Origin of the sequence: Escherichia sp. Marseille-Q3837 (genome assembly GCF_916618735.1) — a bacterium.
Lineage (GTDB): Bacteria > Pseudomonadota > Gammaproteobacteria > Enterobacterales > Enterobacteriaceae > Escherichia > Escherichia ruysiae.
The window spans coordinates 2,635,721-2,661,214 of sequence record NZ_CAKAKC010000001.1; the positions used below are offsets into that span (position 1 = coordinate 2,635,721).

Here is a 25,494-nt window from a genome sequence, read left to right on the forward strand (position 1 = left end):
TGGCGCGGATTCGGCTAAATCATGCAACTGCATTAAAACCGCCCCATGAAGCGGGCGGGCGAGGCGGGGGAAGCACTGCGCGCTGGCGGTGGTGCTGATTTTATTTTTTCAGCGTCTGAGCGCGTCGTGATGGCGTTTAGATTGTTCGCCGGGGCGTTGGTGTGTCTGTGGGATGTTTTGTGCGGTGGTGAGCGTGTGAGGGCGTGATGGCGGGTTGTAAAAAAGCCGCCCGCAGGCGGCGATGTTCAGCCGTTGTCAGTGTCCAGTGAGTAGTTTTTAAAGCGGATGACCTCCTGACCGAGCCAGCCGTTTATCTCGCGGATCCTGTCCTGTAGCGGGATAAGCTCATTGCGGACAAAGACCTTTGCCACTTTCTCAATATCACCCAGCGACCCGACGTTCTCCGGCTTGCCGCCCATCAACTGAAAGGGGATGCGGTGCGCGTCCAGCAGGTCAGCGGCGCTGGCTTTTTTGATATTAAAAAAATCGTCCTTCGTTGCGACTTCACTGAGCGGGATAATTTTAATGCCGTCGGCTTTCCCCTGTGGGGCATAGAGAAACAGGTTTTTAAAGTTATTGCGGCCTTTTGACTTCACCATGTTTTCGCGAAGCATTTCGATATCGTTGCGATCCTGCACGGCATCGGTGACGTACATGATGTATCCGGCATGAGCGCCGTTTTCGTAATACTTGCGGCGAAACAGCGTGGCCGACTCATTCAGCCAGGCAGAATTAAGGGCGCTGAGATATTCCGGCAGGCCGTACAGCTCCTGATTAATATCCGGCTCCAGCAGGTGAAACACGGAGCCGGGCGTGAAAGGTGTCGGCTCGTTGAAGGACGGCACCCACCAGTAAACATCCTCTTCCACACCACGGCGGGTATATTTTGCCGGTGAGGTTTCCAGTCTGATGACCTTACCGGTGGTGCTGTAACGCTTTTCCAGAAACGCATTACCGAACACCAGAAAATCCAGCACAAAGCGGCTGAAATCCTGCTGAGAAAGCCACGGATGCGGGATAAATGTCGAGGCCAGAATATTACGTTTGACGTAAATCGGTGAGCTGTGATGCACGGCAGCACGCAGGCTTTTTGCCAGACCGGTAAAGCTGACCGGTGGCTCATACCATCTGCCGTTACTGATGCATTCGACGTAATCCAGAATGTCACGGCGGTCGAGTACCGGCACCGGCTCACCAAAGGTGAATGCCTCCATTTTCGGGGCGCTGGCGGTCATTTTTTTTGCCGCAGGTTGCGGTGTTTTCCCTTTTTTCTTGCTCATCAGTAAAACTCCAGAATGGTGGATGTCAGCGGGGTGCTGATACCGGCGGTGAGTGGCTCATTTAACAGGGCGTGCATGGTCGCCCAGGCGAGGTCGGCGTGGCTGGCTTCCTCGCTGCGGCTGGCCTCATAGGTGGCGCTGCGTCCGCTGCTGGTCATGGTCTTGCGGATAGCCATAAACGAGCTGGTGATGTCGGTGGCGCTGACGTCATATTCCAGACAGCCACGACGGATAACGTCTTTTGCCTTGAGCACCATTGCGGTTTTCATTTCCGGTGTGTAGCGGATATCGCGCGCGGCGGGATAGAACGAGCGCACGAGCTGGAACACGCCGACACCGAGGCCGGTGGCATCAATACCGATGTATTCGACGTTGTATTTTCCGGTGAGTTTGCGGATGGATTCAGCCTGAGTGGCAAAGTCCATGCCTTTCCACTGGTGACGCTCAAGTATTCTGAATTTGCCACCGGCCACCACCGGCGGTGCCAGCACCACGCATCCGGCGCTGTCGCCACGGTGTGACGGGTCGTAACCAATCCATACCGGACGTGAGCCGAACGGATTGGCGGCAAACGGCGCATAGTCTTCCCATTCTTCCAGCGTGTCGACCATGCAGCGTTGCAGCTCCTCGAACGGGAACACCGACGCCTTGTCGTCAACAAATTCACACATGAACAGGTTTTTAAAATCGTCGGCGCTGTTTTCACGTTTGAGCTGCTCAATGTCGAACAGCGTGCAGCCGCCTTTCAGGGCGTCCTCAATGGTGACAATCTGCCGCCACTGGCCGTCCGCACAGAGAAGCCCACCGGCAAGGGCGTTATGACTGACGTCGATTTCCACGCGTTCGGCGGCGCTGGCGCGTCCCCGGTTAAACAGTTCACCCGACCAGAACGGGTAGGCGTCGTGCGCCAGCGTGGACGGGGTGGAGAAATAGGTCGAGCGCAGGTGGCTCTGTGAGGCCATACCTGATGCCACCTTACGCAGTACCTGAAAATTCGGGATCCAGAAAATCTCGTCGACGTACAGGTCGCCGTTATGGCTCTGTGCGGTGTTGGAGTTGGTGCCGAGAAAAATCAGTTTTGCGCCGTTATTGCCCAGGACAATCGGGTCACCGGTCAGGTCAACGTCAACCAGACGGGCAAAGGCGATGATGTATTCGCGGAACACATACGCCTGCGTTTTACTGGCCGACAGAAAAATCTGGTTATGGCCGGTTTTCAGGGCGCGCAGCAGCGCCTCGCGGGAAAAATAAAACGTCGCGCCAATCTGGCGGGATTTCAGGATATCGCGGATGCGGTGCTCAAGCCCGGCGCGATACCAGTGCAACTGATAGTCGAAAGACTGCTCAAAGAAAATCTGCTCCAGCTTTTCGATGGCCTCGTCACTGAAAAAATTTTTTTTCGGTTTGCGCCGCCCGCCTTTGTTGCGGTTAGCGACGTTCGGATTAAGGTCTGCCTCGTTGCCGGTCTGGCTGTAACGATTTACCCGTGCCAGTCGTTCAATCTGGCGTCCCAGCAGGTCAATTTCCTTGAAGTCACCGCCGGTTTTCTGCGGTTTGATGATGAGCTGGGTCAGCCGCGCTTCCAGGCTCATTTCGACACGGCTGATGGGGGCAACACTGTCCCAGCCGTCGCGCTGTTTCCAGCTCTGCACCGTCGGGCGTTTCATCTGCAACATGGCGGCAATCTGCGGCACGGAAAATCCCTGCCAGTACAGCAGCGCCGCCTGACGACGCGGGTCGTGTAAAAGAGTGGTGTCTGTGGTGATGGTCATGAATACCTCGCCGTGATGAATACACGGCAAGGCTACTGAGTCGCGCCCCGCGATTCGCTAAGGTGCTGTTGTGTCAGTGATAAGCCATCCGGGACTGATGGCGGAGGATGCGCATCGTCGGGAAACTGATGCCGACATGTGACTCCTCTAATCACTATTCAGGACTCCTGACAATGGCAAAAAAAGTCTCAAAATTCTTTCGTATCGGCGTTGAGGGTGACACCTGTGACGGGCGTGTCATCAGTGCGCAGGATATTCAGGAAATGGCTGAAACCTTTGACCCGCGTGTCTACGGTTGCCGCATTAACCTGGAACATCTGCGCGGCATCCTGCCTGACGGTATTTTTAAACGTTATGGCGATGTGGTCGAACTGAAGGCCGAAAAGATTGATGACGATTCGGCGCTGAAAGGCAAATGGGCGCTGTTTGCGAAAATCACCCCGACCGATGACCTTATCGCGATGAACAAGGCCGCGCAGAAGGTCTATACCTCAATGGAAATTCAGCCGAACTTTGCCAACACCGGCAAATGTTATCTGGTGGGGCTGGCCGTCACCGATGACCCGGCAAGCCTCGGCACGGAATACCTGGAATTCTGCCGCACGGCAAAACACAACCCTCTGAACCGCTTCAAATTAAGCCCTGAAAACCTGATTTCAGTGGCAACGCCCGTTGAGCTGGAATTTGAAGACCTGCCTGAAACCGTGTTCACCGCCCTGACCGAAAAGGTGAAATCCATTTTTGGCCGCAAACAGGCCAGCGATGACGCCCGTCTGAATGACGTGCATGAAGCGGTGACCGCTGTTGCTGAACATGTGCAGGAAAAACTGAGCGCCACTGAGCAGCGCCTCGCTGAGATGGAAACCGCCTTTTCCGCACTTAAGCAGGAGGTGACTGACAGGGCGGATGAAACCAGCCAGGCATTCACCCGCCTGAAAAACAGTCTCGACCACACCGAAAGTCTGACCCAGCAGCGCCGCAGCAAGGCCACCGGTGGTGGCGGTGACGCCCTGATGACGAACTGCTGACCGGCGTCAGTCAGTCCGGAAAAACCTTCACGATTAACCCTTAATTTCAGGAAAAACTATGCGCCAGGAAACCCGCTTTAAATTTAATGCTTACCTGTCCCGTGTTGCCGAACTGAACGGCATCGACGCCGGTGATGTGTCGAAAAAATTCACCGTTGAACCGTCGGTCACCCAGACCCTGATGAACACCATGCAGGAGTCCTCTGACTTTCTGACCCGCATCAACATTGTGCCGGTCAGCGAAATGAAAGGGGAAAAAATTGGCATCGGTGTCACCGGCTCCATCGCCAGCACCACCGACACCGCCGGTGGCACCGAGCGTCAGCCGAAGGACTTCTCGAAGCTGGCGTCCAGTAAGTACGAATGCGACCAGATTAACTTCGATTTTTATATCCGCTACAAAACGCTTGACCTGTGGGCGCGTTATCAGGATTTCCAGCTCCGTGTCCGTAACGCCATTATCAAACGCCAGTCCCTTGATTTCATCATGGCCGGTTTTAACGGCGTGAAGCGTGCCGAAACCTCTGACCGCAGCAGCAATCCGATGCTGCAGGATGTGGCAGTCGGCTGGCTGCAGAAATACCGCAATGAAGCCCCGGCGCGCGTGATGAGCAAGGTTACTGACGAGGAAGGTCACACGACCTCTGAGGTCATCCGCGTAGGTAAGGGCGGTGATTATGCCAGCCTCGATGCACTGGTGATGGATGCGACCAACAACCTGATTGAACCGTGGTATCAGGAAGACCCTGACCTTGTGGTGATTGTGGGTCGTCAGCTACTGGCGGACAAGTATTTCCCCATCGTTAACAAGGAGCAGGACAACAGCGAAATGCTGGCCGCTGACGTCATCATCAGCCAGAAACGCATCGGTAACCTGCCGGCGGTACGCGTCCCGTACTTCCCGGCGGATGCGATGCTCATCACGAAGCTGGAAAACCTGTCCATCTACTACATGGATGACAGCCATCGCCGCGTGATTGTGGAAAACCCGAAACTCGACCGCGTGGAGAACTACGAGTCAATGAACATTGATTACGTGGTGGAAGACTACGCCGCCGGTTGTCTGGTGGAAAAAATTAAGGTCGGTGATTTCTCCACACCGGCTAAGGCGACCGCAGAGCCGGGAGCGTAAACGATGACGAGTCCCGCACAGCGCCACATGATGCGGGTCTCGGCAGCGATGACCGCGCAGCGGGACGCCGCCCCGCTGCGACATGCAACTGTCTATGAGCAGATGCTGGTTAAGCTCGCCGCAGACCAGCGCACACTGAAAGCGATTTATTCAAAAGAGCTGAAGGCCGCGAAAAAGCGCGAACTGCTGCCGTTCTGGTTGCCGTGGGTGAACGGCGTGCTGGAGCAGGGCAAAGGCGCACAGGATGACATTCTGATGACGGTGATGCTGTGGCGTCTGGATACCGGCGATATTGCCGGTGCGCTGGAGATTGCCCGTTATGCCCTGAGGTACGGTCTGACCATGCCGGGTAAACACCGCCGTACCCCGCCGTACATGTTCACCGAGGAGGTCGCGCTCGCGGCCATGCGCGCCCACGCTGCCGGTGAGTCTGTGGATACCCGCCTGCTGACGGACACCCTTGAACTGACCGCCACGGCTGACATGCCTGATGAAGTGCGCGCAAAGCTGCACAAAATCACCGGTCTGTTTCTGCGTGACGCTGGTGATGCCGCCGGTGCGCTGGCGCACCTGCAACGTGCGACACAGCTCGACTGTCAGGCAGGCGTCAAAAAAGAGATTGAACGACTGGAGCGGGAGCTGAAACCGAAGCCGGAGCCGCAGCCAAAAGCGGCCACCCGCGCCCCGCGTAAGACCCGGAGCGTGACACCGGCAAAACGTGGACGCCCGAAAAAGAAAGCCAGTTAACAACCGAATGCGCCCCGCACCAGGGCGGCACGCCGGTCAGTGAGGGTGAATCATCTGACACTGCACCGGCGTCCACCGCCCGACTTTTCAGAGGTAGTCATGATGACGCTGATTATTCCGCGAAAGGAGGCTCCTGTATCCGGTGAGGGTACGGTGGTCATCCCGCAACCGGCAGGCGACGAGCCGGTGATTAAAAACACGTTCTTTTTTCCCGATATCGACCCGAAGCGCGTCCGGGAACGTATGCGCCTTGAGCAGACCGTCGCCCCCGCCCGTCTGCGTGAGGCCATCAAGTCAGGCATGGCGGAAACAAATGCGGAGCTGTACGAGTACCGCGAACAGAAAATTGCCGCCGGTTTTACGCGTCTGGCGGACGTCCCGGCGGACGATATCGACGGTGAAAGCATCAAAGTTTTTTACTACGAGCGCGCCGTGTGTGCGATGGCGACCGCGTCGCTTTATGAGCGTTATCGCGGCGTGGATGCCAGTGCGAAAGGCGACAAGAAGGCCGACAGCATTGACAGCACCATTGATGAGCTGTGGCGGGATATGCGCTGGGCGGTGGCGCGTATCCAGGACAAGCCGCGCTGCATCGTGAGTCAAATCTGATGAAAACCTTTGCGCTACAGGGCGACACGCTCGACGCCATCTGTGTCCGGTATTACGGGCGCACTGAGGGCGTGGTTGAGACCGTGCTCGCCGCAAATCCGGGACTGGCTGAACTGGGGGCGGTGCTGCCGCACGGCACCGCCGTCGAACTGCCCGACGTTCAGACCGCGCCCGTGGCTGAAACTGTCAATCTGTGGGAGTAACGCATGACAGCAGAAGAAAAAAGCGTCCTGTCGCTTTTCATGATTGGGGTGCTGATTGTTGTCGGCAAGGTGCTTGCCGGTGGTGAACCCATCACCCCGCGTCTGTTTATCGGGCGCATGTTGCTCGGTGGTTTTGTCTCGATGGTTGCTGGTGTTGTTCTGGTGCAGTTTCCTGACCTGTCACTGCCTGCGGTGTGCGGCATCGGCTCCATGCTGGGTATCGCCGGTTATCAGGTGATTGAGATTGCCATTCAGCGCCGTTTTAAGGGCAGGGGGAAACAGTAATGCCGGTAATTAACACGCATCAGAATATCGCCGCCTTTCTCGACATGCTGGCCGTGTCCGAAGGAACGGCGAATCACCCGCTGACGAAACACCGGGGCTATGACGTGATAGTCACCGGACTGGACGGGAAGCCGGAAATCTTCACCGACTACAGTGACCACCCGTTCGCACATGGCCGACCGGCGAAGGTGTTTAACCGTCGCGGTGAAAAATCCACGGCCTCCGGTCGCTATCAGCAGCTTTACCTGTTCTGGCCGCACTACCGCAAACAGCTTGCCCTGCCGGATTTCAGTCCGTTGTCACAGGACAGGCTCGCCATTCAGTTGATCCGCGAACGCGGTGCGCTGGATGACATCCGGGCGGGACGCATTGAGCGCGCCATTTCACGCTGTCGCAATATCTGGGCGTCCCTGCCGGGAGCCGGTTACGGTCAGCGTGAGCATTCACTGGAAAAACTGGTCACCGTCTGGCGTACCGCTGGCGGCGTACCGGCTTAAATGGAGTAAACACCATGAAGAAATTATCCCTTTCACTGATGCTGAACGTGTCGCTGGCGCTGATGCTGGCACTGTCCCTGATTTACCCGCAGAGCGTGGCCGTCAATTTTGTCGCCGCCTGGGCGATTCTGGAGACGGTTATCTGTGTGGTTGCCGGTGGTGTCGGGGTGTATGCCACTGAGTATGTGCTGGAACGCTACGGGCGGGAGCTGCCGCCGGAATCGCTGGCCGTGAAGATTGTCACGTCGCTGTTTTTGCAGCCGGTGCCGTGGCGCAGACGGGTGGCGGCTCTGGTGGTGATGGTGGTGACGTTTATCTCGCTGGTCGCTGCCGGGTGGATTTTTACCGCGCTGATTTACCTCGTGGCGTCGCTGTTCTTCCGGCTGATACGTACGGCCTGCCGTCAGCGTTTTGAGGGGCGGGAACCATGTCAAGGCTGATGATTGTGCTGGTTGTGTTGTTATCGCTGGCGGTGGCGGGGCTGTTTCTGGCGAAGCATGAAAACGCCAGACTGCGCGCCTCGCTGGACAGGGCGAACAACGTCGCCAGCGGGCAGCAGACGACCATCACCATGCTGAAAAATCAGCTTCATGTTGCCCTCACCAGGGCAAACAAAAACGAGCTGGCGCAGGTGGCACTGCGTCAGGAGCTGGAAAACGCCGCGAAGCGTGAAGCACAGCGCGAGAAAACCATCACGAGGTTACTCAATGAAAACGAAGATTTTCGCCGCTGGTACGGTGCTGGCCTGCCTGATGCTGTGCGCCGGTTGCACCAGCGCCCCGCCTGCACCGACGCCAGTGATTGTCCACAACGCCTGCCCGAAAGTGAGTCTTTGCCCGATGCCGGGCAGTGACCCGGAGACGAACGGCGATTTAAGTGCCGATATCCGGCAGCTTGAGAACGTGCTGGCACGCTGTGCCAGCCAGGTAAAAATGATTAAACACTGTCAGGACGAAAACGATGCTCAAACCCGACAGCCTGCGCAGGGCGCTGACTGATGCCGTCACGGTGCTGAAAACCAGTCCAGAGATGCTTCGGATATTCGTGGATAACGGGAGTATTGCCTCCACGCTGGCGGCGTCGTTGTCATTCGAAAAGCGTTACACGCTCAATGTCATTGTGACCGACTTTACCGGTGATTTTGACCTGCTCATCGTGCCGGTGCTGGCGTGGCTGCGGGAAAATCAGCCCGACATCATGACCACCGACGCAGGCCAGAAAAAGGGCTTCACGTTTTATGCAGACATCAACAATGACAGCAGCTTTGATATCAGCATCAGCCTGATGCTGACCGAGCGCACGCTGGTCAGTGAGGTGGACGGCGCACTGCATGTGAAGAATATTCCGGAACCCCCGCCGCCAGAGCCGGTCACCCGCCCGATGGAGCTGTATATCAATGGCGAACTGGTGAGCAAGTGGGATGAATGAGTTTAAGCGTTTTGAAGACCGGCTGACCGGACTTATTGAATCGCTGTCACCGTCAGGGCGTCGGCGACTGAGCGCCGAACTGGCGAAACGTCTGCGGCAGAGTCAGCAGCGCCGGGTGATGGCACAGAAAGCCCCGGACGGCACACCCTACGCACCACGCCAGCAGCAGAGCGCCAGAAAAAAGACCGGTCGCGTTAAGCGAAAAATGTTTGCGAAACTTATCACCAGTCGTTTTTTGCATATCCGCGCCAGCCCGGAACAGGCATCAATGGAGTTTTACGGCGGAAAGTCACCGAAAATCGCCAGTGTGCATCAGTTCGGTCTGTCGGAAGAAAACCGGAAAGACGGTAAGAAAATTGATTATCCGGCGCGTCCCCTGCTCGGCTTTACCGGTGAGGATGTGCAGATGATTGAAGAGATTATTCTGGCGCACCTCGACCGTTAGTTGTGCCATTCCCGACACCTCATCGTCACATTGCCGCCGGTATGACCCGGCGGCATCCTTCCCGTTATGAACAATCTCGCAAATATTCAGGAACTCGCGCGCGTACTGCGCAACATGATTCGCACCGGCCTTGTCGTCGAAACCGACCTTAACGCCGGTCGCTGCCGTGTGCAGACCGGCGGCATGTGCACTGACTGGCTTCAGTGGCTGACCCATCGTGCCGGTCGTTCGCGCACATGGTGGGCACCTTCCGTGGGGGAGCAGGTGCTGATTCTGGCCGTGGGCGGTGAACTCGACACGGCGTTCGTTCTGCCGGGGATTTATTCCGGCGATAACCCCGCGCCGTCTGCGTCGGCGGATGCCCTGCATATCCGTTTCCCTGACGGGGCGGTGATTGAGTATGAACCCGAAACCAGTGCGCTTACGGTAAGCGGAATTAAAACGGCCAGCGTGACGGCTTCTGATTCTGTTACTGCCACGGTGCCGGTGGTCACGGTGAAAGCATCAACCCGCGTCACTCTGGACACGCCGGAGGTGGTCTGCACAAACAAGCTGACTACCGGCACGCTGGAAGTGCAGAAGGGCGGGACGATGCGCGGCAACATTGAACACACCGGCGGTGAACTCTCATCAAACGGTAAGGTACTGCATACCCATAAACACCCCGGCGACAGCGGCGGCACAACCGGGAGTCCTCTATGACAGCACGTTATCTCGGAATGAATCGCAGTGATGGCCTGACTGTCACTGACCTTGAGCATATCAGCCAGAGTATCGGCGATATCCTGCGCACACCGGTCGGCTCACGGGTGATGCGTCGTGATTACGGCTCGTTGCTGGCGTCAATGATTGACCAGCCGCAGACTCCGGCGCTTGAGTTGCAGATTAAGGTCGCCTGTTACATGGCAGTGCTGAAATGGGAACCCCGCGTCACCCTGTCATCCGTCACCACGGCGCGCAGTTTTGAGGGGCGAATGACGGTCACGTTAACCGGTCAGCACAACGACACCGGCCAGCCACTTTCGTTAACCATCCCTGTGAGTTGAAACCATGCCGATTATCGACCTGAACCAGCTACCCGCACCGGATGTGGTCGAGGAGCTGGACTTTGAAACCATTCTTGCCGAACGCAAGGCGACACTGATTTCCCTTTACCCGGAAGACCAGCAGGAGGCGGTCGCCCGTACCCTGACACTGGAATCTGAGCCTCTCGTCAAACTGCTGGAGGAAAATGCTTATCGTGAGCTTATCTGGCGTCAGCGTGTGAATGAGGCTGCACGGGCGGTGATGCTGGCCTGTGCTGCCGGTAATGACCTTGATGTGATTGGTGCCAATTACAACACCACGCGCCTGACTATCACCCCGGCAGATGATTCGACCATCCCGCCGACACCGGCAGTGATGGAATCTGACACAGATTATCGTCTGCGTATTCAGCAGGCGTTTGAAGGTTTAAGCGTCGCCGGGTCGGTGGGAGCCTATCAGTATCATGGTCGCAGTGCCGACGGGCGTGTCGCGGATATCTCTGTCACCAGTCCGTCTCCGGCCTGTGTCACCATCTCTGTGCTGTCACGTGAAAATAACGGTGTCGCTTCCGAAGACCTGCTGGCGGTGGTGCGTAACGCCCTTAATGGCGAGGACGTCAGACCGGTGGCCGACCGCGTGACCGTGCAGTCTGCCGCCATCGTTGAATACCAGATAAATGCCATGCTTTACCTTTACCCTGGTCCCGAAAGCGAACCCATCCGCGCTGCCGCCGTGAAAAAACTGGAAGCGTATATCACGGCACAGCACCGGCTGGGGCGCGACATCCGTCTGTCTGCCATTTATGCCGCTTTGCATGTGGAAGGCGTGCAGCGTGTCGAACTGGCTGCACCACTGGCCGACATCGTGCTCAACAGTACGCAGGCGTCTTTCTGTACCGAATACAGCGTCGTGACCGGAGGCTCGGATGAGTGATTCGCGCCTGCTGCCGACCGGCTCATCACCGCTTGAGGTCGCCGCCGCAAAAGCCTGTGCGGAAATTGAAAAAACGCCGGTCAGTATTCGTGAGCTGTGGAACCCGGATGCCTGTCCGGCAAATCTGCTGCCGTGGCTGGCGTGGGCGTTTTCGGTCGACAGGTGGGATGAAAAGTGGCCGGAAGCAACAAAACGCGCCGTTATCCGCGATGCGTATTTCATTCACTGCCATAAGGGCACTATAGGCGCAATCCGGCGTGTGGTGGAGCCGCTCGGCTATCTCATTAACGTAAAGGAATGGTGGGAGACAAACGACCCGCCCGGCACTTTCCGGCTTGATATCGGCGTACTGGAAAGCGGTATCACAGAGGAAATGTATCTGGAAATGGAACGGCTGATTGCCGATGCCAAACCCGCAAGTCGCCACCTTATCGGTCTGAACATTATCCAGGACATTCCCGGCTATCTGTATACAGGCGGTGTGGTCTGTGATGGTGATGTTATTACTGTTTATCCCGGATAAGTGAGAAACAATGAGCACGAAATTTAAAACCGTTATCACTACTGCCGGAGCCGCAAAGCTGGCAGCCGCCACTGTCCCCGGCGGGAAAAAAGTAAACCTGTCTGCAATGGCCGTGGGTGACGGTAATGGCAAATTACCGGTGCCGGATGCCGGTCAGACGAAACTGGTACATGAGGTCTGGCGTCACGCTCTGAATAAAGTCAGTGTGGATAATAAGAATAAAAACTATATTGTGGCTGAACTGGTTGTACCGCCCGAAGTGGGCGGCTTCTGGATGCGTGAGCTTGGTCTGTATGACGATGCCGGAACACTGATTGCGGTATCCAACATGGCAGAAAGCTATAAGCCAGAACTGGCTGAAGGCTCCGGACGTGCGCAGACCTGCCGCATGGTTATTATTCTCAGCAATGTGGCGTCCGTTGAGCTGAGTATTGATGCCAGCACAGTGATGGCGACGCAGGATTATGTCGATGACAAAATCGCAGAGCATGAGCAGTCCCGCCGCCATCCTGACGCCACGCTGACAGAAAAAGGTTTTACTCAGTTAAGCAGTGCAACAAACAGCACCAGTGAAAAGCTGGCGGCAACGCCAAAGGCAGTAAAAGCAGCCTATGACAATGCTGAGAAACGTCTGCAGAAAGACCAGAACGGTGACGATATTCCAGATAAGGGCGCTTTTCTGGACAATATTGGCGTTACCAGCCTGACGTTTATGAAACACAATGGAATGATTCCAACCACTGACAATCTTGACTCCTATGGCCCAGAAGAAAAATATCTTGGAACGTGGTCATATCCGTCACAATCCACTGCAAAACCAGAGTCTGGTTACCCTGAAGATAAAGGCAATGGGGTTCTGGAAGTATTCAATGCTGGTCGCTTTCACTGCACACAACGCTACACCACCCGAACCGGTAATATTTACATTCGGATGCTTGATGCAGAATGGAACCCAGCCAGTCCAACATGGAGTGCATGGAGAGTTATTACAAGCGGGACTCGACCATTAAGCACGTCAATTGACCTGAATTCTTTAGGTGGTGCGGAACACCTGGGAATATGGCGCAATAGCAGTACATCAATAGCCTCATTTGACCGTCATTTCCCGGAGGAAGGGAGTTTTGGGCAGGGTATTCTGGAAGTCTTTGAAGGCGGTCTGTATGGGAGGATGCAACGTTACACCACCCGTAGTGGGACTATGTACATTCGCGGACTGACTGCCTCATGGGATGCAGAAAATCCACAATGGGAGGACTGGATTGCTGTTGGGTATCAGTCCACGGGATGGACTTATTCAGGGGATCTTGATGACCTTTTAAAGCCTGGTATTTATAGCGTTACGAAACAGGCCACAAATGCACCTGTCACCGACTCTAAAGATCTTGCTGTTGGCTCAATAGTTGAAGTGAAAAAACGTTGTGATATTGAATCGTATATCCAGACATACACGACTGTTTCAGCAACGGATGCCTATAAAAACCGGACATTTCAGCGAACCCGCGCCAGCGGTGAAACTGACTGGGGGGAATGGGCGGAAGTATACAACTCAAAATCATTACTCACTAAATTAGGTGTCGGCGGTGTTACCGACAGGTTATCCAGTCTGGACTGGCAGACCTACGACTTTATACCGGGCAGCATGATAACTGTCAGGCTTTCAGATATGACCAATATTCCCGATGGGATGGAATGGGGCGTCATTGATACTAACCTGATAAATATCACTGTTGGCCCCAGTGAAGGCGGAGGTGTCGCCCGTTCAATGCATGTATGGCGCAGCACTTCAAACAAAACCAACTATCGTTTTTTTACAGTCCGCTTATATGGCAATCCTGGGGAGCGTAGCTTCAATATTCGTCGGCTACCAATCATTGACGAAGCCCAGACATGGGGCGCGAAACAGACATTCAGCGGTGGCCTTTCTGGTGAGCTGTCAGGCAATGCGGCTACAGCAACAAAGCTGAAAACGGCAAGGACAATTAACGGCGTAAAATTTGACGGCTCGGCAAATATTGAAGCGTTTCCGCCAGGTGTTCCGCTGCCGTGGCCATCAGATACACCACCTGCAGGCTATGCAATTATGCAGGGGCAGACGTTTGATAAGGCAGCATATCCTAAACTGGCTATTGCCTATCCTTCTGGTGTTATTCCAGATATGCGCGGCTGGACAATCAAGGGCAAACCCGCCAGTGGACGTGCTGTATTGTCACAGGAACAGGACGGGATTAAATCGCATACTCACAGCGCCAGTGCGTCAAATACGGATTTAGGGACGAAAACGACCAGTTCATTTGATTACGGCACGAAGACAGTCAGTACGTTTAATCATGGCACAAAATCAACGAACAATACGGGCAATCATACGCACACTGTCGGTGGTGTTTATGGCGGCGACTCTGTCGGTGGAAAACAGCGTGTACAGGCTTCAGGAAACAATCAGGTGTCCAGCACCACCGGAGCGCACGCCCATACGGTGGATATTGGTCAGCATAACCACACTGTAGGTATTGGTGCCCATGCACACACTGTGGCCTTGGGTGCGCACGGACACACCATCACGGTAAATGCTACGGGTAATACCGAAAACACCGTCAAAAACATCGCATTTAACTATATTGTGAGGCTTGCATAATGGCTTTCAGAATGAGTGCAGAAGCACAAACTATCCGCGTTTTCAATTTACTTGATGGAACCAATGAATTTATTGGTGAAAGTGACGCATATATTCCGCCGCATACAGGTCTGCCTGCAAACAGTACAGATATTGCACCGCCTGATATTCCTGCTGGTTATGCAGCCGTTTTCAATGCAGATGAAATGAAATGGGAACTGATGGAAGACCATCGCGGAAAGACCGTCTATGAAACGAAAACGGGAGCAGTCATTTATATTTCTGAACTTGGCGTATTACCTCCAGACGTGACAGCCATTTCCCCGGATGGGGATTATCAGAAATGGAACGGCAATGCGTGGGTGAATGATGAGAATGCAGAGCGTGATGCGCTTGTCAGAGCGGCTGACTCTCAGAAGAAAGAGCTGATTGCATATGCAGGTGAAATTATTGCCACTCTGCAGGATGCTGTCGATTTAGATATGGCTACCGAGGAAGAAAAGTTAAGCCTGACACACTGGAAAAAATACCGTGTGCTACTGAATCGCGTTCAGCCGGAAAATGCCCCGGATATTGAATGGCCGAAAATGCCGCAATAAATCGTATTAGAACTGGTGTGAGATTAGTCATCTATGGCACAGAGTAAAACCTAATCTGACAGTCCACTCTGTGCCAGCAGCAATTGCGTGGCCAAAGGAAACACTGCCAGCACAATCAGGTATTGATATGTCGATGTAGTCCTGAATGGCTGGCAACTCACCTAACCTAATGAGCTCCCGTTCAACCGGAACATAAGGTCAATTCTGTTGTATGATTTTTCCCTTTTTGAAAGAATAATAGCGATAAATGACGAATTTTTGGAACCCTGCTTGTTGCTGAAGATACGTTGTCACAATGGAAGAACGTGACTTACATCGAAGTGATGGGAGTATCCGTCAAGATCTAATACACGAAAATAGAAGTGAAAAGGTACGCTGCGAGGGCGCTCGCCTGTCCGCTCTGTCTGCGAAGAAATAATTTATTTTAGGCCACCTAAGCGGCTTGTTTAAGATTAGTACTCTTATCTAGAAAACTCGTAACTGACTTGAATGTATGGTAACATGATAATAACAAGTTTCGAACATCCGCCAATGCAATATACTTAGAACATATAAATTGAATCTGACATGGATAAAAATAAATTGGTTAAATTTTCACTAGTCGAAAACGCCTTGGATTCTATTGAGCTAGGTTTGGAGTATTTTTACGAAGCAAAAAAAGAATTCACGCCACGTAAATATAAACAATGCCTAATTAATATGTTTCATGGCTCGGAGTTAATCCTGAAAGAAATATTGAGTAGGATAAATATTATACTCATATTCGACAAAAACTCTTTATTTAAAATTTGCAAAGATCCTTTAAGTCCTACTGAGGATGAGTTGTATAAATTAAAATCAATAGATATTAATAGCTTATGTGATGAGGTTGTGAAGCATTATCCGGACGAGTTTAAAGGAAAGCTTAATATTGTCAAGGGCCTAGCTAGAGAAAGAAACAAGATACAGCATTTTGCAATCGAAATATCACCAGAGATATTATCAAGGTTACTCTCAAGTCTTTACATTGATGTTTTTAAGCCATCCTTTAAAATAATTTTATCTGAGCTTGATTATGTTAATCAATACAATTCGCTGATTGAAAGGCAGATTATAGGTGCTGAAAAGACATTTCTTAAAATACAAGGTGATACTGATAACTATTTAGCTCTTTGTCCAAAGTGCGAGAACCATTCTCACTTTATATTGTACAAAGGTACGGGTTACCCTGTTGAGACCTATTGTATTTGCTGTGATTATAAAAATACAGATATTGACATATCAGATTATCTGGTATGTCCTGAATGCGGATTCCCGTCATTGATATTTGATGAAAAAAATAATGCAGGAGTCTGCCTCAACGAGAAGTGTTACTATGGAATACAAGGTGGATTCGTAGAAATGGAACCATGTGAAAATTGTGATGGCTTTATTATTGAAGGTTCATGCCCAGAATGTGATACGGATTGAGATTACTCGACGATTGGTGCAACTGCATGCTTGCAAAACTCTATGGTGCTAACGGAGTCAATTACTGAATTGTTGTTACCCATTGACGGATAGATTTCGGTTGCTTAACTGTGAATGGAGTAGCATGACAGAGTTTTTTACCAGTCCGATTAGCTTCTATCAAATAGCAGTTCGGACAGGCGGGCTGATTGCCCGCCTTTTCTTTATCTGTTGTTTCATCCCCTGACCAGCCAGGTCAAATAGCGTCTCATGCTCTGCACAACAGAAAATAGTTGCACCCATTAACCACGGAGTTAAACGGATGAGTGACTATCATCACGGCGTGCAGGTGCTGGAGATTAACGACGGCACCCGCGTCATTTCCACCGTATCAACCGCCATTGTCGGCATGGTCTGCACAGCCAGCGATGCGGATGCGGAAACCTTCCCCCTCAATAAACCGGTGCTGATTACCAATGTGCAGAGCGCAATTGCAAAGGCTGGTAAAAAAGGCACGCTGGCGGCATCGTTGCAGGCCATCGCCGACCAGTCAAAACCGGTCACCGTTGTCGTGCGTGTGGAAGACGGCACCGGCGACGACGAGGAAACGAAACTCGCGCAGACCGTTTCCAATATCATCGGCACCACCGACGAAAACGGTCAGTACACCGGACTGAAAGCCCTGCTGGCGGCGGAGTCGGTAACCGGTGTTAAACCGCGTATTCTCGGTGTGCCGGGACTGGACACCAAAGAGGTGGCTGTTGCACTGGCATCAGTCTGTCAGAAGCTGCGCGCTTTCGGGTATATCAGCGCATGGGGCTGTAAAACTATTTCCGAGGTGAAAGCCTACCGCCAGAATTTCAGCCAGCGTGAGTTGATGGTCATCTGGCCGGATTTCCTCGCATGGGATACGGTCACCAGTACCACCGCCACCGCGTATGCCACCGCCCGTGCGCTGGGTCTGCGCGCTAAAATCGACCAGGAGCAGGGCTGGCATAAAACACTGTCCAACGTTGGGGTGAACGGTGTTACCGGCATCAGCGCATCTGTATTCTGGGATTTGCAGGAGTCCGGCACCGATGCTGACCTGCTTAACGAGTCAGGCGTCACAACACTGATTCGCCGTGACGGTTTCCGCTTCTGGGGTAACCGTACCTGCTCTGATGACCCGCTGTTCCTCTTTGAAAACTACACCCGCACCGCGCAGGTACTGGCCGACACGATGGCTGAGGCGCACATGTGGGCGGTGGACAAGCCCATCACCGCAACGCTGATTCGCGACATCGTTGACGGCATCAATGCCAAATTCCGAGAGCTGAAAACAAACGGCTATATCGTGGATGCGACCTGCTGGTTCAGTGAAGAATCCAACGATGCGGAAACCCTCAAGGCCGGAAAACTGTATATCGACTACGACTATACCCCGGTGCCTCCTCTTGAAAACCTGACCCTGCGCCAGCGTATTACTGATAAATACCTGGCAAATCTGGTCACCTCGGTTAACAGCAATTAAGGAGCCTGACCGATGGCAATGCCGCGCAAACTCAAATACATGAATGTCTTTCTGAACGGCTACAGCTATCAGGGCGTTGCAAATTCCGTCACGCTGCCAAAACTGACCCGTAAGCTCGAAAACTATCGCGGTGCGGGGATGAACGGCAGCGCACCGGTAGACCTCGGCCTTGATGATGATGCGCTGTCAATGGAGTGGTCGCTCGGGGGCTTCCCGGATTCGGTTATCTGGGAGCTTTACGCTGCAACCAGTGCTGATGCCGTACCGATTCGTTTTGCTGGTTCTTACCAGCGCGACGATACCGGTGAAACGGTGGCCGTCGAAGTGGTCATGCGTGGGCGTCAGAAAGAAGTCGACACCGGAGAGGGTAAACAGGGAGAGGATACCGAATCGAAACTCCCGGTGATTTGTACTTATTTCAAGCTGACGATGGACGGTAAGGAGCTGGTCGAAATCGACACCATCAACATGATTGAGAAGGTGAACGGCGTCGACCGGCTGGAGCAACACCGCCGCAATATCGGCCTGTGATTTTCATCCGGTCAGCCTGGCTGACCGGTTAACCCCGATTCAGAAGTGAGAAAACCATGAACAAAGAAAATGTGATTACCCTGGACAATCCGGTCAAGCGTGGTGAGCAGGTTATCGAACAGGTCACGCTGATGAAACCTAATGCCGGGACGCTGCGCGGTGTCAGTCTGGCTGCGGTCGCGAACTCCGAAGTCGATGCACTGATTAAGGTGCTGCCGCGCATGACGGCACCGATGCTGACCGAGCAGGAAGTCGCCGCGCTGGAACTGCCTGACCTTGTGGCGCTGGCCGGTAAGGTGGTCGGTTTTTTGTCGCCGAACTCGGTGCAGTAACGTTCCCGAAAAATCTCTCGGTCGATGACCTGATGGCGGATGTGGCAGTGATATTTCACTGGCCGCCATCAGAACTGTATCCCATGAGCCTGACCGAACTCATCACATGGCGCGAAAAGGCGCTCCGGCGAAGCGGAAACACGAATGAGTAACAATGTAAAATTACAGGTATTGCTCAGGGCTGTTGACCAGGCATCCCGCCCGTTTAAATCCATCCGCACAGCGAGTAAGTCGCTGTCGGGGGATATCCGGGAAACACAAAAATCACTGCGCGAGCTGAACGGTCACGCATCCCGTATTGAGGGATTTCGCAAGACCAGCGCACAGCTTGCCGTGACTGGTCATGCACTTGAAAAGGCACGGCAGGAAGCCGAAGCCCTTGCCACACAGTTTAAAAACACTGAACGTCCGACCCGTGCTCAGGCGAAAGTGCTGGAATCCGCAAAGCGTGCGGCGGAGGACTTACAGGCGAAATATAACCGCCTGACAGATTCCATTAAACGCCAGCAGCGGGAACTGGCCGCTGTGGGAATTAATACCCGCAATCTTGCACATGATGAGCAGGGACTGAAAAACCGTATCAGTGAAACCACCGCACAGCTTAACCGTCAGCGTGACGCGCTGGCGCGTGTCAGTGCACAACAGGCAAAACTTAACGCAGTAAAACAGCGTTATCAGGCCGGAAAGGAACTGGCCGGAAATATGGCCTCAGTGGGCGCTGCCGGTGTGGGGATTGCTGCTGCGGGAACGATGGCCGGAGTTAAGTTGCTGATGCCCGGTTATGAGTTTGCGCAGAAAAACTCAGAATTGCAGGCTGTGCTCGGTGTGGCAAAAGACTCCGCCGAAATGGCTGCACTACGCAAGCAGGCGCGCCAGCTCGGCGACAATACCGCAGCCTCGGCAGATGATGCAGCCGGTGCGCAGATTATTATTGCGAAAGCCGGTGGGGATGTTGATGCCATTCAGGCGGCAACGCCGGTCACGCTGAATATGGCGCTGGCGAACCGTCGCACGATGGAAGAAAACGCCGCCCTGCTGATGGGGATGAAATCCGCCTTTCAGCTTTCAAACGATAAGGTCGCTCATATCGGGGATGTTCTCTCCATGACGATGAACAAAACCGCCGCCGATTTTGACGGTATGAGCGATGCGCTGACCTATGCCGCACCAGTGGCAAAAAATGCCGGTGTCAGCATTGAAGAAACCGCCGCAATGGTCGGGGCGCTGCATGACGCAAAAATTACTGGTTCAATGGCGGGGACGGGAAGCCGTGCCGTGTTAAGCCGCCTGCAGGCACCGACGGGAAAAGCATGGGATGCACTCAAAGAGCTTGGTGTGAAAACCTCAGACAGTAAGGGGAATACCCGACCAGTATTTACCATTCTGAAAGAAATGCAGGCCAGTTTTGAGAAAAACCGGCTCGGTACTGCCCAGCAGGCCGAATACATGAAAACCATTTTCGGGGAGGAGGCCAGCTCATCCGCCGCTGTGCTGATGACTGCCGCCTCAACCGGAAAGCTGGACAAACTGACCGCTGCGTTTAAAGCCTCAGACGGGAAGACCGCAGAGCTGGTAAATATCATGCAGGACAATCTCGGCGGTGACTTTAAGGAGTTTCAGTCCGCTTATGAGGCGGTGGGGACTGACCTGTTTGACCAGCAGGAAGGCGCACTGCGTAAGCTCACGCAGACGGCCACAAAGTATGTGTTAAAACTCGACGGCTGGATACAGAAAAACAAATCACTGGCGTCAACCATTGGCCTCATTGTCGGTGGCGCGCTGGCGCTTACTGGCATCATCGGTGCCATTGGTCTTGTAGCCTGGCCGGTTATCACCGGCATCAATGCCATCATCGCGGCCGCAGGCGCAATGGGGGCAATCTTCACGACGGTTGGCAGTGCTGTTATGACCGCCATCGGGGCGATTAGCTGGCCGGTTGTGGCCGTGGTGGCCGCCATTGTCGCCGGGGCGTTGCTTATCCGTAAATACTGGGAGCCTGTCAGCGCATTCTTTGGCGGTGTGATGGAAGGGCTGAAAGCGGCATTTGCGCCGGTGGGAGAACTGTTCACGCCACTGAAGCCGGTGTTTGACTGGCTGGGCGAAAAGTTACAGGCCGCGTGGCAGTGGTTTAAAAACCTGATTGCCCCGGTTAAAGCCACACAGGACACCCTGAACCGTTGCCGTGACACGGGCGTCATGTTCGGGCAGGCACTGGCTGACGCGTTGATGCTGCCGCTTAATGCGTTCAACAAACTGCGCAGTGGTATTGACTGGGTACTGGAAAAACTCGGTGTTATCAACAAAGAGTCAGACACACTTGACCAGACCGCCGCAAGGACTAATGCCGCCACGTATGGCACCGGTGGTTATATTCCGGCGACCAGCTCTTATGCAGGCTATCAGGCTTATCAGCCGGTCACGGCACCGGCTGGCCGCTCTTATGTAGACCAGAGTAAAAACGAATATCACATCAGCCTGACAGGTGGTACTGCGCCGGGGACACAGCTTGACCGCCAGTTACAGGATGCGCTCGAAAAATACGAGCGGGATAAACGTGCGCGCGCCCGTGCCAGCATGATGCATGACGGTTAAGGAGGTGACGAAAAATGATGCTCGCGTTAGGTATGTTTGTTTTTATGCGCCAGACGCTGCCACACCAGACCATGCAGCGTGAATCAGATTATCGCTGGCCGTCAAATTCCCGTATCGGCAAACGGGATGCCTTTCAGTTTCTCGGCGTCGGTGAGGAAAGCATTACGCTTGCCGGTGTGCTTTATCCTGAACTGACCGGTGGAAAGCTGACGATGACCACGCTCAGACTGATGGCAGAGGAAGGCCGGGCGTGGCCGTTGCTGGATGGCACCGGCATGATTTACGGCATGTATGTCATCAGCAGGGTGAGTGAAACAGGGAGTATTTTCTTTGCAGACGGCACACCCCGGAAAATTGATTTTACGCTGTCGCTCACCCGCGTTGATGAATCACTGGCCGCGCTTTATGGCGATATCGGTAAACAGGCGGAATCGCTCATCGGTAAGGCTGGCAGTATGGCGACTAAATTCACGGGTATGACGGGGGCGGGATAATGCTGGATGCGCTGACATTTGATGCAGGCAGTACGCTGACACCGGATTACATGCTGATGCTCGACAGCAGGGATATTACCGGCAATATCAGCGACCGTCTGATGAGCATGACCCTGACGGATAACCGGGGCTTTGAGGCTGACCAGCTTGATATTGAACTGAACGATGCCGACGGGCAGGTCGGGCTGCCGGTTCGTGGCGCTGTCCTGACGGTGTATATCGGCTGGAAAGGTTTTGCCCTGGTATGCAAAGGGAAATTTACCGTTGATGAGGTTGAACACCGGGGCGCACCGGATGTGGTTACCATCCGCGCCCGGAGTGCAGATTTTCGCGGGACGCTCAATTCCCGCCGTGAAGGCTCCTGGCATGACACCACGCTCGGTGCGATTGTTGAGGCGATAGCCTCCCGTAACAGGCTGGAAGCCAGTGTCGCTCCGTCACTGGCCGGAATTAAAATCCCGCACATCGACCAGTCGCAGGAGTCTGATGCGAAATTCCTGACCCGCCTTGCTGAACGCAACGGCGGTGAAGTGTCGGTAAAAATGGGAAAACTGTTGTTTCTCAAAGCGGGGCAGGGGGTGACGGCAAGCGGTAAAAAAATCCCGCAGGTCACCATCACCCGCAGCGACGGTGACCGCCATCATTTTGCGATTGCTGACCGTGGAGCTTACACCGGCGTAACGGCAAAGTGGTTACACACCAAAGACCCGAAGCCGCAAAAGCAGAAGGTAAAACTGAAACGCAAAAAGAAAGAAAAACACCTGCGCGCACTGGAGCACCCGAAAGCGAAACCGGTCAGGCAGAAGAAAGCGCCAAAAGTACCGGAGGCGCGCGAAGGTGAATACATGGCCGGTGAGGCTGACAATGTTTTTGCCCTGACCACGGTATATGCCACGAAAGCGCAGGCCATGCGCGCCGCTCAGGCGAAGTGGGATAAGCTGCAACGGGGCGTTGCGGAGTTCTCCATCAGTCTGGCTACTGGTAGGGCAGATATTTACACGGAAACGCCGGTCAAAGTATCAGGCTTTAAGCGCGTCATAGACGAGCAGGACTGGACAATCACTAAGGTGACACATTTTCTGAATAATAGCGGCTTCACGACGTCCTTAGAGCTTGAGGTCAGGCTTTCTGATGTGGAGTACGAAACAGAAGATGATGAGTGATGTTTTTATTTTATCTGTTTGTTTTATAAGGATAAATTAACTAAAATGGCACCATCAACAAAACCGGAAGAGGTGCTCGCGATGTTTCATTGTCCTTTATGCCAGCATGCCGCACATGCGCGTACAAGCCGCTATATCACTGACACGACAAAAGAGCGTTATCACCAGTGTCAGAACGTGAATTGCAGCGCCACGTTCATCACTTATGAGTCGGTACAGCGATACATCGTGAAGCCGGGAGAAGTCCACGCCGTAAGACCGCACCCGTTGCCGTCAGGGCAGCAAATTATGTGGATGTAATTACAAACAGGAAGCCCCACAGTCGAGGGGCTTTTTTGTCGATGTGGTCAATGTGTGGACGTGACCAGAAATAAATCCTTTTATTTCATTGTATTACGCGTAAAAAATAAGCCCGTGTAAGGGAGATTACACAGGCTAAGGAGGTGGTTCCTGGTACAGCTAGCATTTTATGGGTTATGTTTTTCAGCGAAACGGATGATAACCTTAATAAATGCAGCTGTATGTGATCGGTTTCTAAGAATTTTCCATCCGGGAAAAATAATCGAAATTAATCACTTACCGTGCGGGTTACGCGTGGTTTCACCAGAGAAATTACGCATCAGCAGTGCGTAATTGAGCTCAAGATCCTGCGGAACCGGGAGCCACACGGTATAACCATCGCCAGGTGCAACCGGCATCGCTTCACCTTTGGCATTTTCCATATGCTCAAGGGTAAAGTTGATGTTGCCCTGTGGCGTCATCAGTTCAAGGCTGTCGCCAACGGAGAACTTATTTTTCACCGCTACCGCCGCGAGATCGCCTTTGCGCTCACCGGTAAACTCCCCAACAAACTGCTGGCGGTCAGAAACGGAATAACCGTATTCGTAGTTCTGATAATCGTCGTGAGTATGACGACGCAGGAAACCTTCGGTGTAACCACGATGCGCCAGACCTTCCAGAGTTTCCAGCAGGCTGGTATCGAACGGTTTTCCTGCGGCTGCGTCATCAATCGCTTTACGATAAACCTGCGCGGTGCGTGCGCAATAATAGAAAGATTTGGTACGGCCTTCGATTTTCAGCGAATGCACGCCCATTTTAGTCAGACGTTCAACGTGGGCGATAGCGCGCAGATCTTTCGAGTTCATGATGTAAGTGCCGTGTTCATCTTCAAACGCGGTCATATACTCGCCCGGGCGCTGGGCTTCTTCAATCATAAACACTTTGTCAGTTGGCGCGCCGATACCCAGCGTCGGTTCGACGTTTTGCACCGGAATCGGCTCGTATTTGTGTACGATGTTGCCGACGTCATCTTCTTTGCCTTCCTGGACGTTGTACTCCCAGCGACAGGCGTTAGTGCAGGTGCCCTGATTCGGATCGCGCTTGTTGATGTAGCCAGAGAGCAGGCAGCGACCAGAGTAGGCCATGCACAGCGCGCCGTGAACGAAAATTTCGAGTTCCATATCCGGCACCTGATTGCGGATCTCTTCGATCTCTTCCAGCGACAGTTCGCGGGAGAGGATCACGCGAGTCAGGCCCATTTGCTGCCAGAATTTTACCGTCGCCCAGTTTACGGCGTTGGCCTGCACCGAAAGGTGGATCGGCATTTCAGGGAAGTGCTCACGCACCAGCATAATCAGCCCCGGATCGGACATAATCAGCGCATCCGGCCCCATTTCCACTACCGGTTTCAGGTCACGGATAAAGGTTTTCAGCTTAGCGTTATGCGGCGCAATGTTGACCACGACATAAAACTTTTTCCCCAGCGCATGGGCTTCATTGATGCCGAGCTGAAGATTTTCGTGGTTGAATTCGTTGTTGCGCACACGCAGGGAATAACGCGGTTGTCCCGCATAAACAGCATCTGCGCCATAAGCGAAAGCGTAACGCATATTTTTCAGCGTTCCCGCCGGGGAAAGGAGTTCCGGTTTAAACATAATTCTCTCGTTCTGATGACAGGTCAGAACCGCTTCACCTGATGAAGCGGTTAGGGGAGTGTCCCCACTTTAAGGGCGGGCATTGTAGCGCAATCGGCGGGTTTAGCTCCAGTGTAAATGTCTGGTAGCATCCTGGTTTTGGTTAAGGATACGAGTGACGATAATTTCCCCTGGTGATTACAGGAAATAAATAACGTGGTGTTCAAAAGGAAGAACAAAAATGCCTTCGCCTAATTCAGGTCTGGGAGTACCAATATTATTGTTACTCAGAATCTGGAGAACGTCTGAAAGATGTTCAACATATTTGTCGGCTTGTGGTTCGCCGAAATGGTGATAACTGTAATACCAGATGCCTTCTCAATCCTCGTTGGCTTTTGGCATGAGCTTAA

At 53.5% G+C, this 25,494-nt stretch carries 30 protein-coding genes and 1 pseudogene; 27 read left to right on the forward strand and 4 right to left on the reverse strand.

The genetic code is table 11. The features are described 5' to 3' along the window. Window positions 1-245 precede the first annotated feature (245 nt). Entirely contained in the window at window positions 246-1,280 is a 1,035-nt protein-coding gene (locus tag LG381_RS12345; RefSeq protein ID WP_000038166.1) for a phage portal protein, read from the reverse strand. Beyond that, entirely contained in the window at window positions 1,280-3,052 is a 1,773-nt protein-coding gene (locus LG381_RS12350) for a terminase ATPase subunit family protein (RefSeq protein ID WP_049144282.1), read from the reverse strand. The genes LG381_RS12345 and LG381_RS12350 overlap by 1 nt, the downstream gene beginning before the upstream one ends. 173 nt (window positions 3,053-3,225) lie before the next feature. On the opposite strand from LG381_RS12350, the gene LG381_RS12355 reads away from it, so the two are divergent. The 27 genes from LG381_RS12355 to ogrK all read left to right on the forward strand — a co-directional run bounded on the left by LG381_RS12355 (window position 3,226) and on the right by ogrK (window position 23,471). Then, window positions 3,226-4,080 carry a GPO family capsid scaffolding protein gene (locus tag LG381_RS12355; protein WP_001085975.1) on the forward strand — a complete coding sequence of 285 codons (855 nt, stop codon included), beginning with the start codon at window positions 3,226-3,228 and terminating at the stop codon, window positions 4,078-4,080. Between the two features lie 58 nt (window positions 4,081-4,138). After that, window positions 4,139-5,212, forward strand: coding sequence for a phage major capsid protein, P2 family (locus LG381_RS12360; protein WP_097757189.1), 1,074 nt, complete (start codon window positions 4,139-4,141; stop codon window positions 5,210-5,212). A gap of 3 nt (window positions 5,213-5,215) precedes the next feature. Continuing rightward, on the forward strand, window positions 5,216-5,959 hold the full coding sequence (locus tag LG381_RS12365) for a terminase endonuclease subunit (RefSeq protein ID WP_225762467.1): 744 nt from the start codon (window positions 5,216-5,218) through the stop codon (window positions 5,957-5,959). Window positions 5,960-6,058: 99 nt separating this feature from the next. Continuing rightward, a complete protein-coding gene (locus tag LG381_RS12370) occupies window positions 6,059-6,568 on the forward strand; it encodes a head completion/stabilization protein (RefSeq protein WP_000988633.1) in 510 nt (169 codons plus the stop codon). After that, the gene (locus LG381_RS12375; RefSeq protein ID WP_000846409.1) at window positions 6,568-6,771 is read left to right on the forward strand and encodes a tail protein X; all 204 of its coding nucleotides are present in this window, start codon (window positions 6,568-6,570) and stop codon (window positions 6,769-6,771) included. The genes LG381_RS12370 and LG381_RS12375 overlap by 1 nt, the downstream gene beginning before the upstream one ends. A 3-nt stretch (window positions 6,772-6,774) precedes the next feature. Next, complete coding sequence (locus LG381_RS12380; RefSeq protein WP_000123124.1) at window positions 6,775-7,056, forward strand: phage holin family protein; 282 nt, start codon at window positions 6,775-6,777, stop codon at window positions 7,054-7,056. Further along, window positions 7,056-7,553 carry a glycoside hydrolase family 104 protein gene (locus LG381_RS12385; RefSeq protein ID WP_225762468.1) on the forward strand — a complete coding sequence of 166 codons (498 nt, stop codon included), beginning with the start codon at window positions 7,056-7,058 and terminating at the stop codon, window positions 7,551-7,553. The genes LG381_RS12380 and LG381_RS12385 overlap by 1 nt, the downstream gene beginning before the upstream one ends. 14 nt (window positions 7,554-7,567) lie before the next feature. Next, window positions 7,568-7,993 carry a DNZ54_00345 family protein gene (locus tag LG381_RS12390; protein ID WP_225762469.1) on the forward strand — a complete coding sequence of 142 codons (426 nt, stop codon included), beginning with the start codon at window positions 7,568-7,570 and terminating at the stop codon, window positions 7,991-7,993. Beyond that, window positions 7,981-8,406, forward strand: a complete 426-nt coding sequence (gene lysB / locus LG381_RS12395; protein ID WP_225762470.1) for an Rz-like lysis system protein LysB — start codon at window positions 7,981-7,983, stop codon at window positions 8,404-8,406. The genes LG381_RS12390 and lysB overlap by 13 nt, the downstream gene beginning before the upstream one ends. Further along, window positions 8,306-8,551, forward strand: a complete 246-nt coding sequence (lysC, locus tag LG381_RS12400) for an Rz1-like lysis system protein LysC (protein ID WP_231793234.1) — start codon at window positions 8,306-8,308, stop codon at window positions 8,549-8,551. The genes lysB and lysC overlap by 101 nt, the downstream gene beginning before the upstream one ends. Beyond that, window positions 8,514-8,981 (forward strand): phage tail protein, encoded by a 468-nt coding sequence (locus LG381_RS12405; RefSeq protein WP_000917169.1) that lies wholly within the window; start codon window positions 8,514-8,516, stop codon window positions 8,979-8,981. The genes lysC and LG381_RS12405 overlap by 38 nt, the downstream gene beginning before the upstream one ends. Beyond that, window positions 8,974-9,426 carry a phage virion morphogenesis protein gene (locus LG381_RS12410; protein ID WP_001001780.1) on the forward strand — a complete coding sequence of 151 codons (453 nt, stop codon included), beginning with the start codon at window positions 8,974-8,976 and terminating at the stop codon, window positions 9,424-9,426. Before LG381_RS12405 ends, LG381_RS12410 begins: the two co-directional genes overlap by 8 nt. Window positions 9,427-9,492: 66 nt before the next feature. After that, window positions 9,493-10,128, forward strand: coding sequence for a phage baseplate assembly protein V (locus LG381_RS12415; RefSeq protein WP_021560392.1), 636 nt, complete (start codon window positions 9,493-9,495; stop codon window positions 10,126-10,128). Continuing rightward, window positions 10,125-10,472 (forward strand): GPW/gp25 family protein, encoded by a 348-nt coding sequence (locus LG381_RS12420; protein WP_021560393.1) that lies wholly within the window; start codon window positions 10,125-10,127, stop codon window positions 10,470-10,472. Before LG381_RS12415 ends, LG381_RS12420 begins: the two co-directional genes overlap by 4 nt. 4 nt (window positions 10,473-10,476) lie before the next feature. Further along, entirely contained in the window at window positions 10,477-11,385 is a 909-nt protein-coding gene (locus LG381_RS12425) for a baseplate assembly protein (RefSeq protein ID WP_021560394.1), read from the forward strand. Then, window positions 11,378-11,908: a phage tail protein I gene (locus LG381_RS12430; protein WP_021560395.1), complete on the forward strand. Its 531-nt coding sequence runs from the start codon at window positions 11,378-11,380 to the stop codon at window positions 11,906-11,908. Before LG381_RS12425 ends, LG381_RS12430 begins: the two co-directional genes overlap by 8 nt. 10 nt (window positions 11,909-11,918) lie before the next feature. Beyond that, window positions 11,919-14,540 (forward strand): phage tail protein, encoded by a 2,622-nt coding sequence (locus tag LG381_RS12435; protein WP_225762472.1) that lies wholly within the window; start codon window positions 11,919-11,921, stop codon window positions 14,538-14,540. Continuing rightward, window positions 14,540-15,118, forward strand: coding sequence for a tail fiber assembly protein (locus LG381_RS12440; RefSeq protein WP_225762473.1), 579 nt, complete (start codon window positions 14,540-14,542; stop codon window positions 15,116-15,118). Before LG381_RS12435 ends, LG381_RS12440 begins: the two co-directional genes overlap by 1 nt. Window positions 15,119-15,685: 567 nt before the next feature. Beyond that, window positions 15,686-16,567 (forward strand): hypothetical protein, encoded by an 882-nt coding sequence (locus LG381_RS12445; protein WP_181237843.1) that lies wholly within the window; start codon window positions 15,686-15,688, stop codon window positions 16,565-16,567. Between the two features lie 301 nt (window positions 16,568-16,868). Then, on the forward strand, window positions 16,869-18,059 hold the full coding sequence (locus LG381_RS12450) for a phage tail sheath protein (protein WP_001286716.1): 1,191 nt from the start codon (window positions 16,869-16,871) through the stop codon (window positions 18,057-18,059). 12 nt (window positions 18,060-18,071) lie between these two features. Continuing rightward, a complete protein-coding gene (locus tag LG381_RS12455; RefSeq protein ID WP_001251417.1) occupies window positions 18,072-18,590 on the forward strand; it encodes a phage major tail tube protein in 519 nt (172 codons plus the stop codon). A gap of 56 nt (window positions 18,591-18,646) precedes the next feature. Beyond that, entirely contained in the window at window positions 18,647-18,922 is a 276-nt protein-coding gene (locus tag LG381_RS12460) for a phage tail assembly protein (protein ID WP_001031303.1), read from the forward strand. Between the two features lie 32 nt (window positions 18,923-18,954). Further along, window positions 18,955-19,074 (forward strand): GpE family phage tail protein, encoded by a 120-nt coding sequence (locus LG381_RS12465; protein ID WP_000785970.1) that lies wholly within the window; start codon window positions 18,955-18,957, stop codon window positions 19,072-19,074. Further along, window positions 19,067-21,514 (forward strand): phage tail tape measure protein, encoded by a 2,448-nt coding sequence (locus LG381_RS12470; protein WP_225762474.1) that lies wholly within the window; start codon window positions 19,067-19,069, stop codon window positions 21,512-21,514. The genes LG381_RS12465 and LG381_RS12470 overlap by 8 nt, the downstream gene beginning before the upstream one ends. Before the next feature lie 14 nt (window positions 21,515-21,528). Then, window positions 21,529-22,008, forward strand: coding sequence for a phage tail protein (locus LG381_RS12475; RefSeq protein ID WP_029402269.1), 480 nt, complete (start codon window positions 21,529-21,531; stop codon window positions 22,006-22,008). Further along, the gene (locus tag LG381_RS12480) at window positions 22,008-23,171 is read left to right on the forward strand and encodes a phage late control D family protein (RefSeq protein WP_000882973.1); all 1,164 of its coding nucleotides are present in this window, start codon (window positions 22,008-22,010) and stop codon (window positions 23,169-23,171) included. Before LG381_RS12475 ends, LG381_RS12480 begins: the two co-directional genes overlap by 1 nt. An 81-nt stretch (window positions 23,172-23,252) precedes the next feature. Next, a complete protein-coding gene (ogrK, locus tag LG381_RS12485) occupies window positions 23,253-23,471 on the forward strand; it encodes a prophage transcriptional regulator OgrK (protein WP_000468308.1) in 219 nt (72 codons plus the stop codon). Between the two features lie 272 nt (window positions 23,472-23,743). Here ogrK and yegQ read toward each other — a convergent pair whose 3' ends face one another. Together yegQ and LG381_RS12495 are read right to left on the reverse strand one after the other, a co-directional pair. Continuing rightward, window positions 23,744-25,105, reverse strand: coding sequence for a tRNA 5-hydroxyuridine modification protein YegQ (yegQ, locus tag LG381_RS12490; RefSeq protein WP_000476029.1), 1,362 nt, complete (start codon window positions 25,103-25,105; stop codon window positions 23,744-23,746). Between the two features lie 102 nt (window positions 25,106-25,207). After that, window positions 25,208-25,456 (reverse strand): annotated as a pseudogene (locus LG381_RS12495) (type II toxin-antitoxin system RelE/ParE family toxin). Between the last annotated feature and the right edge of the window lie 38 nt (window positions 25,457-25,494).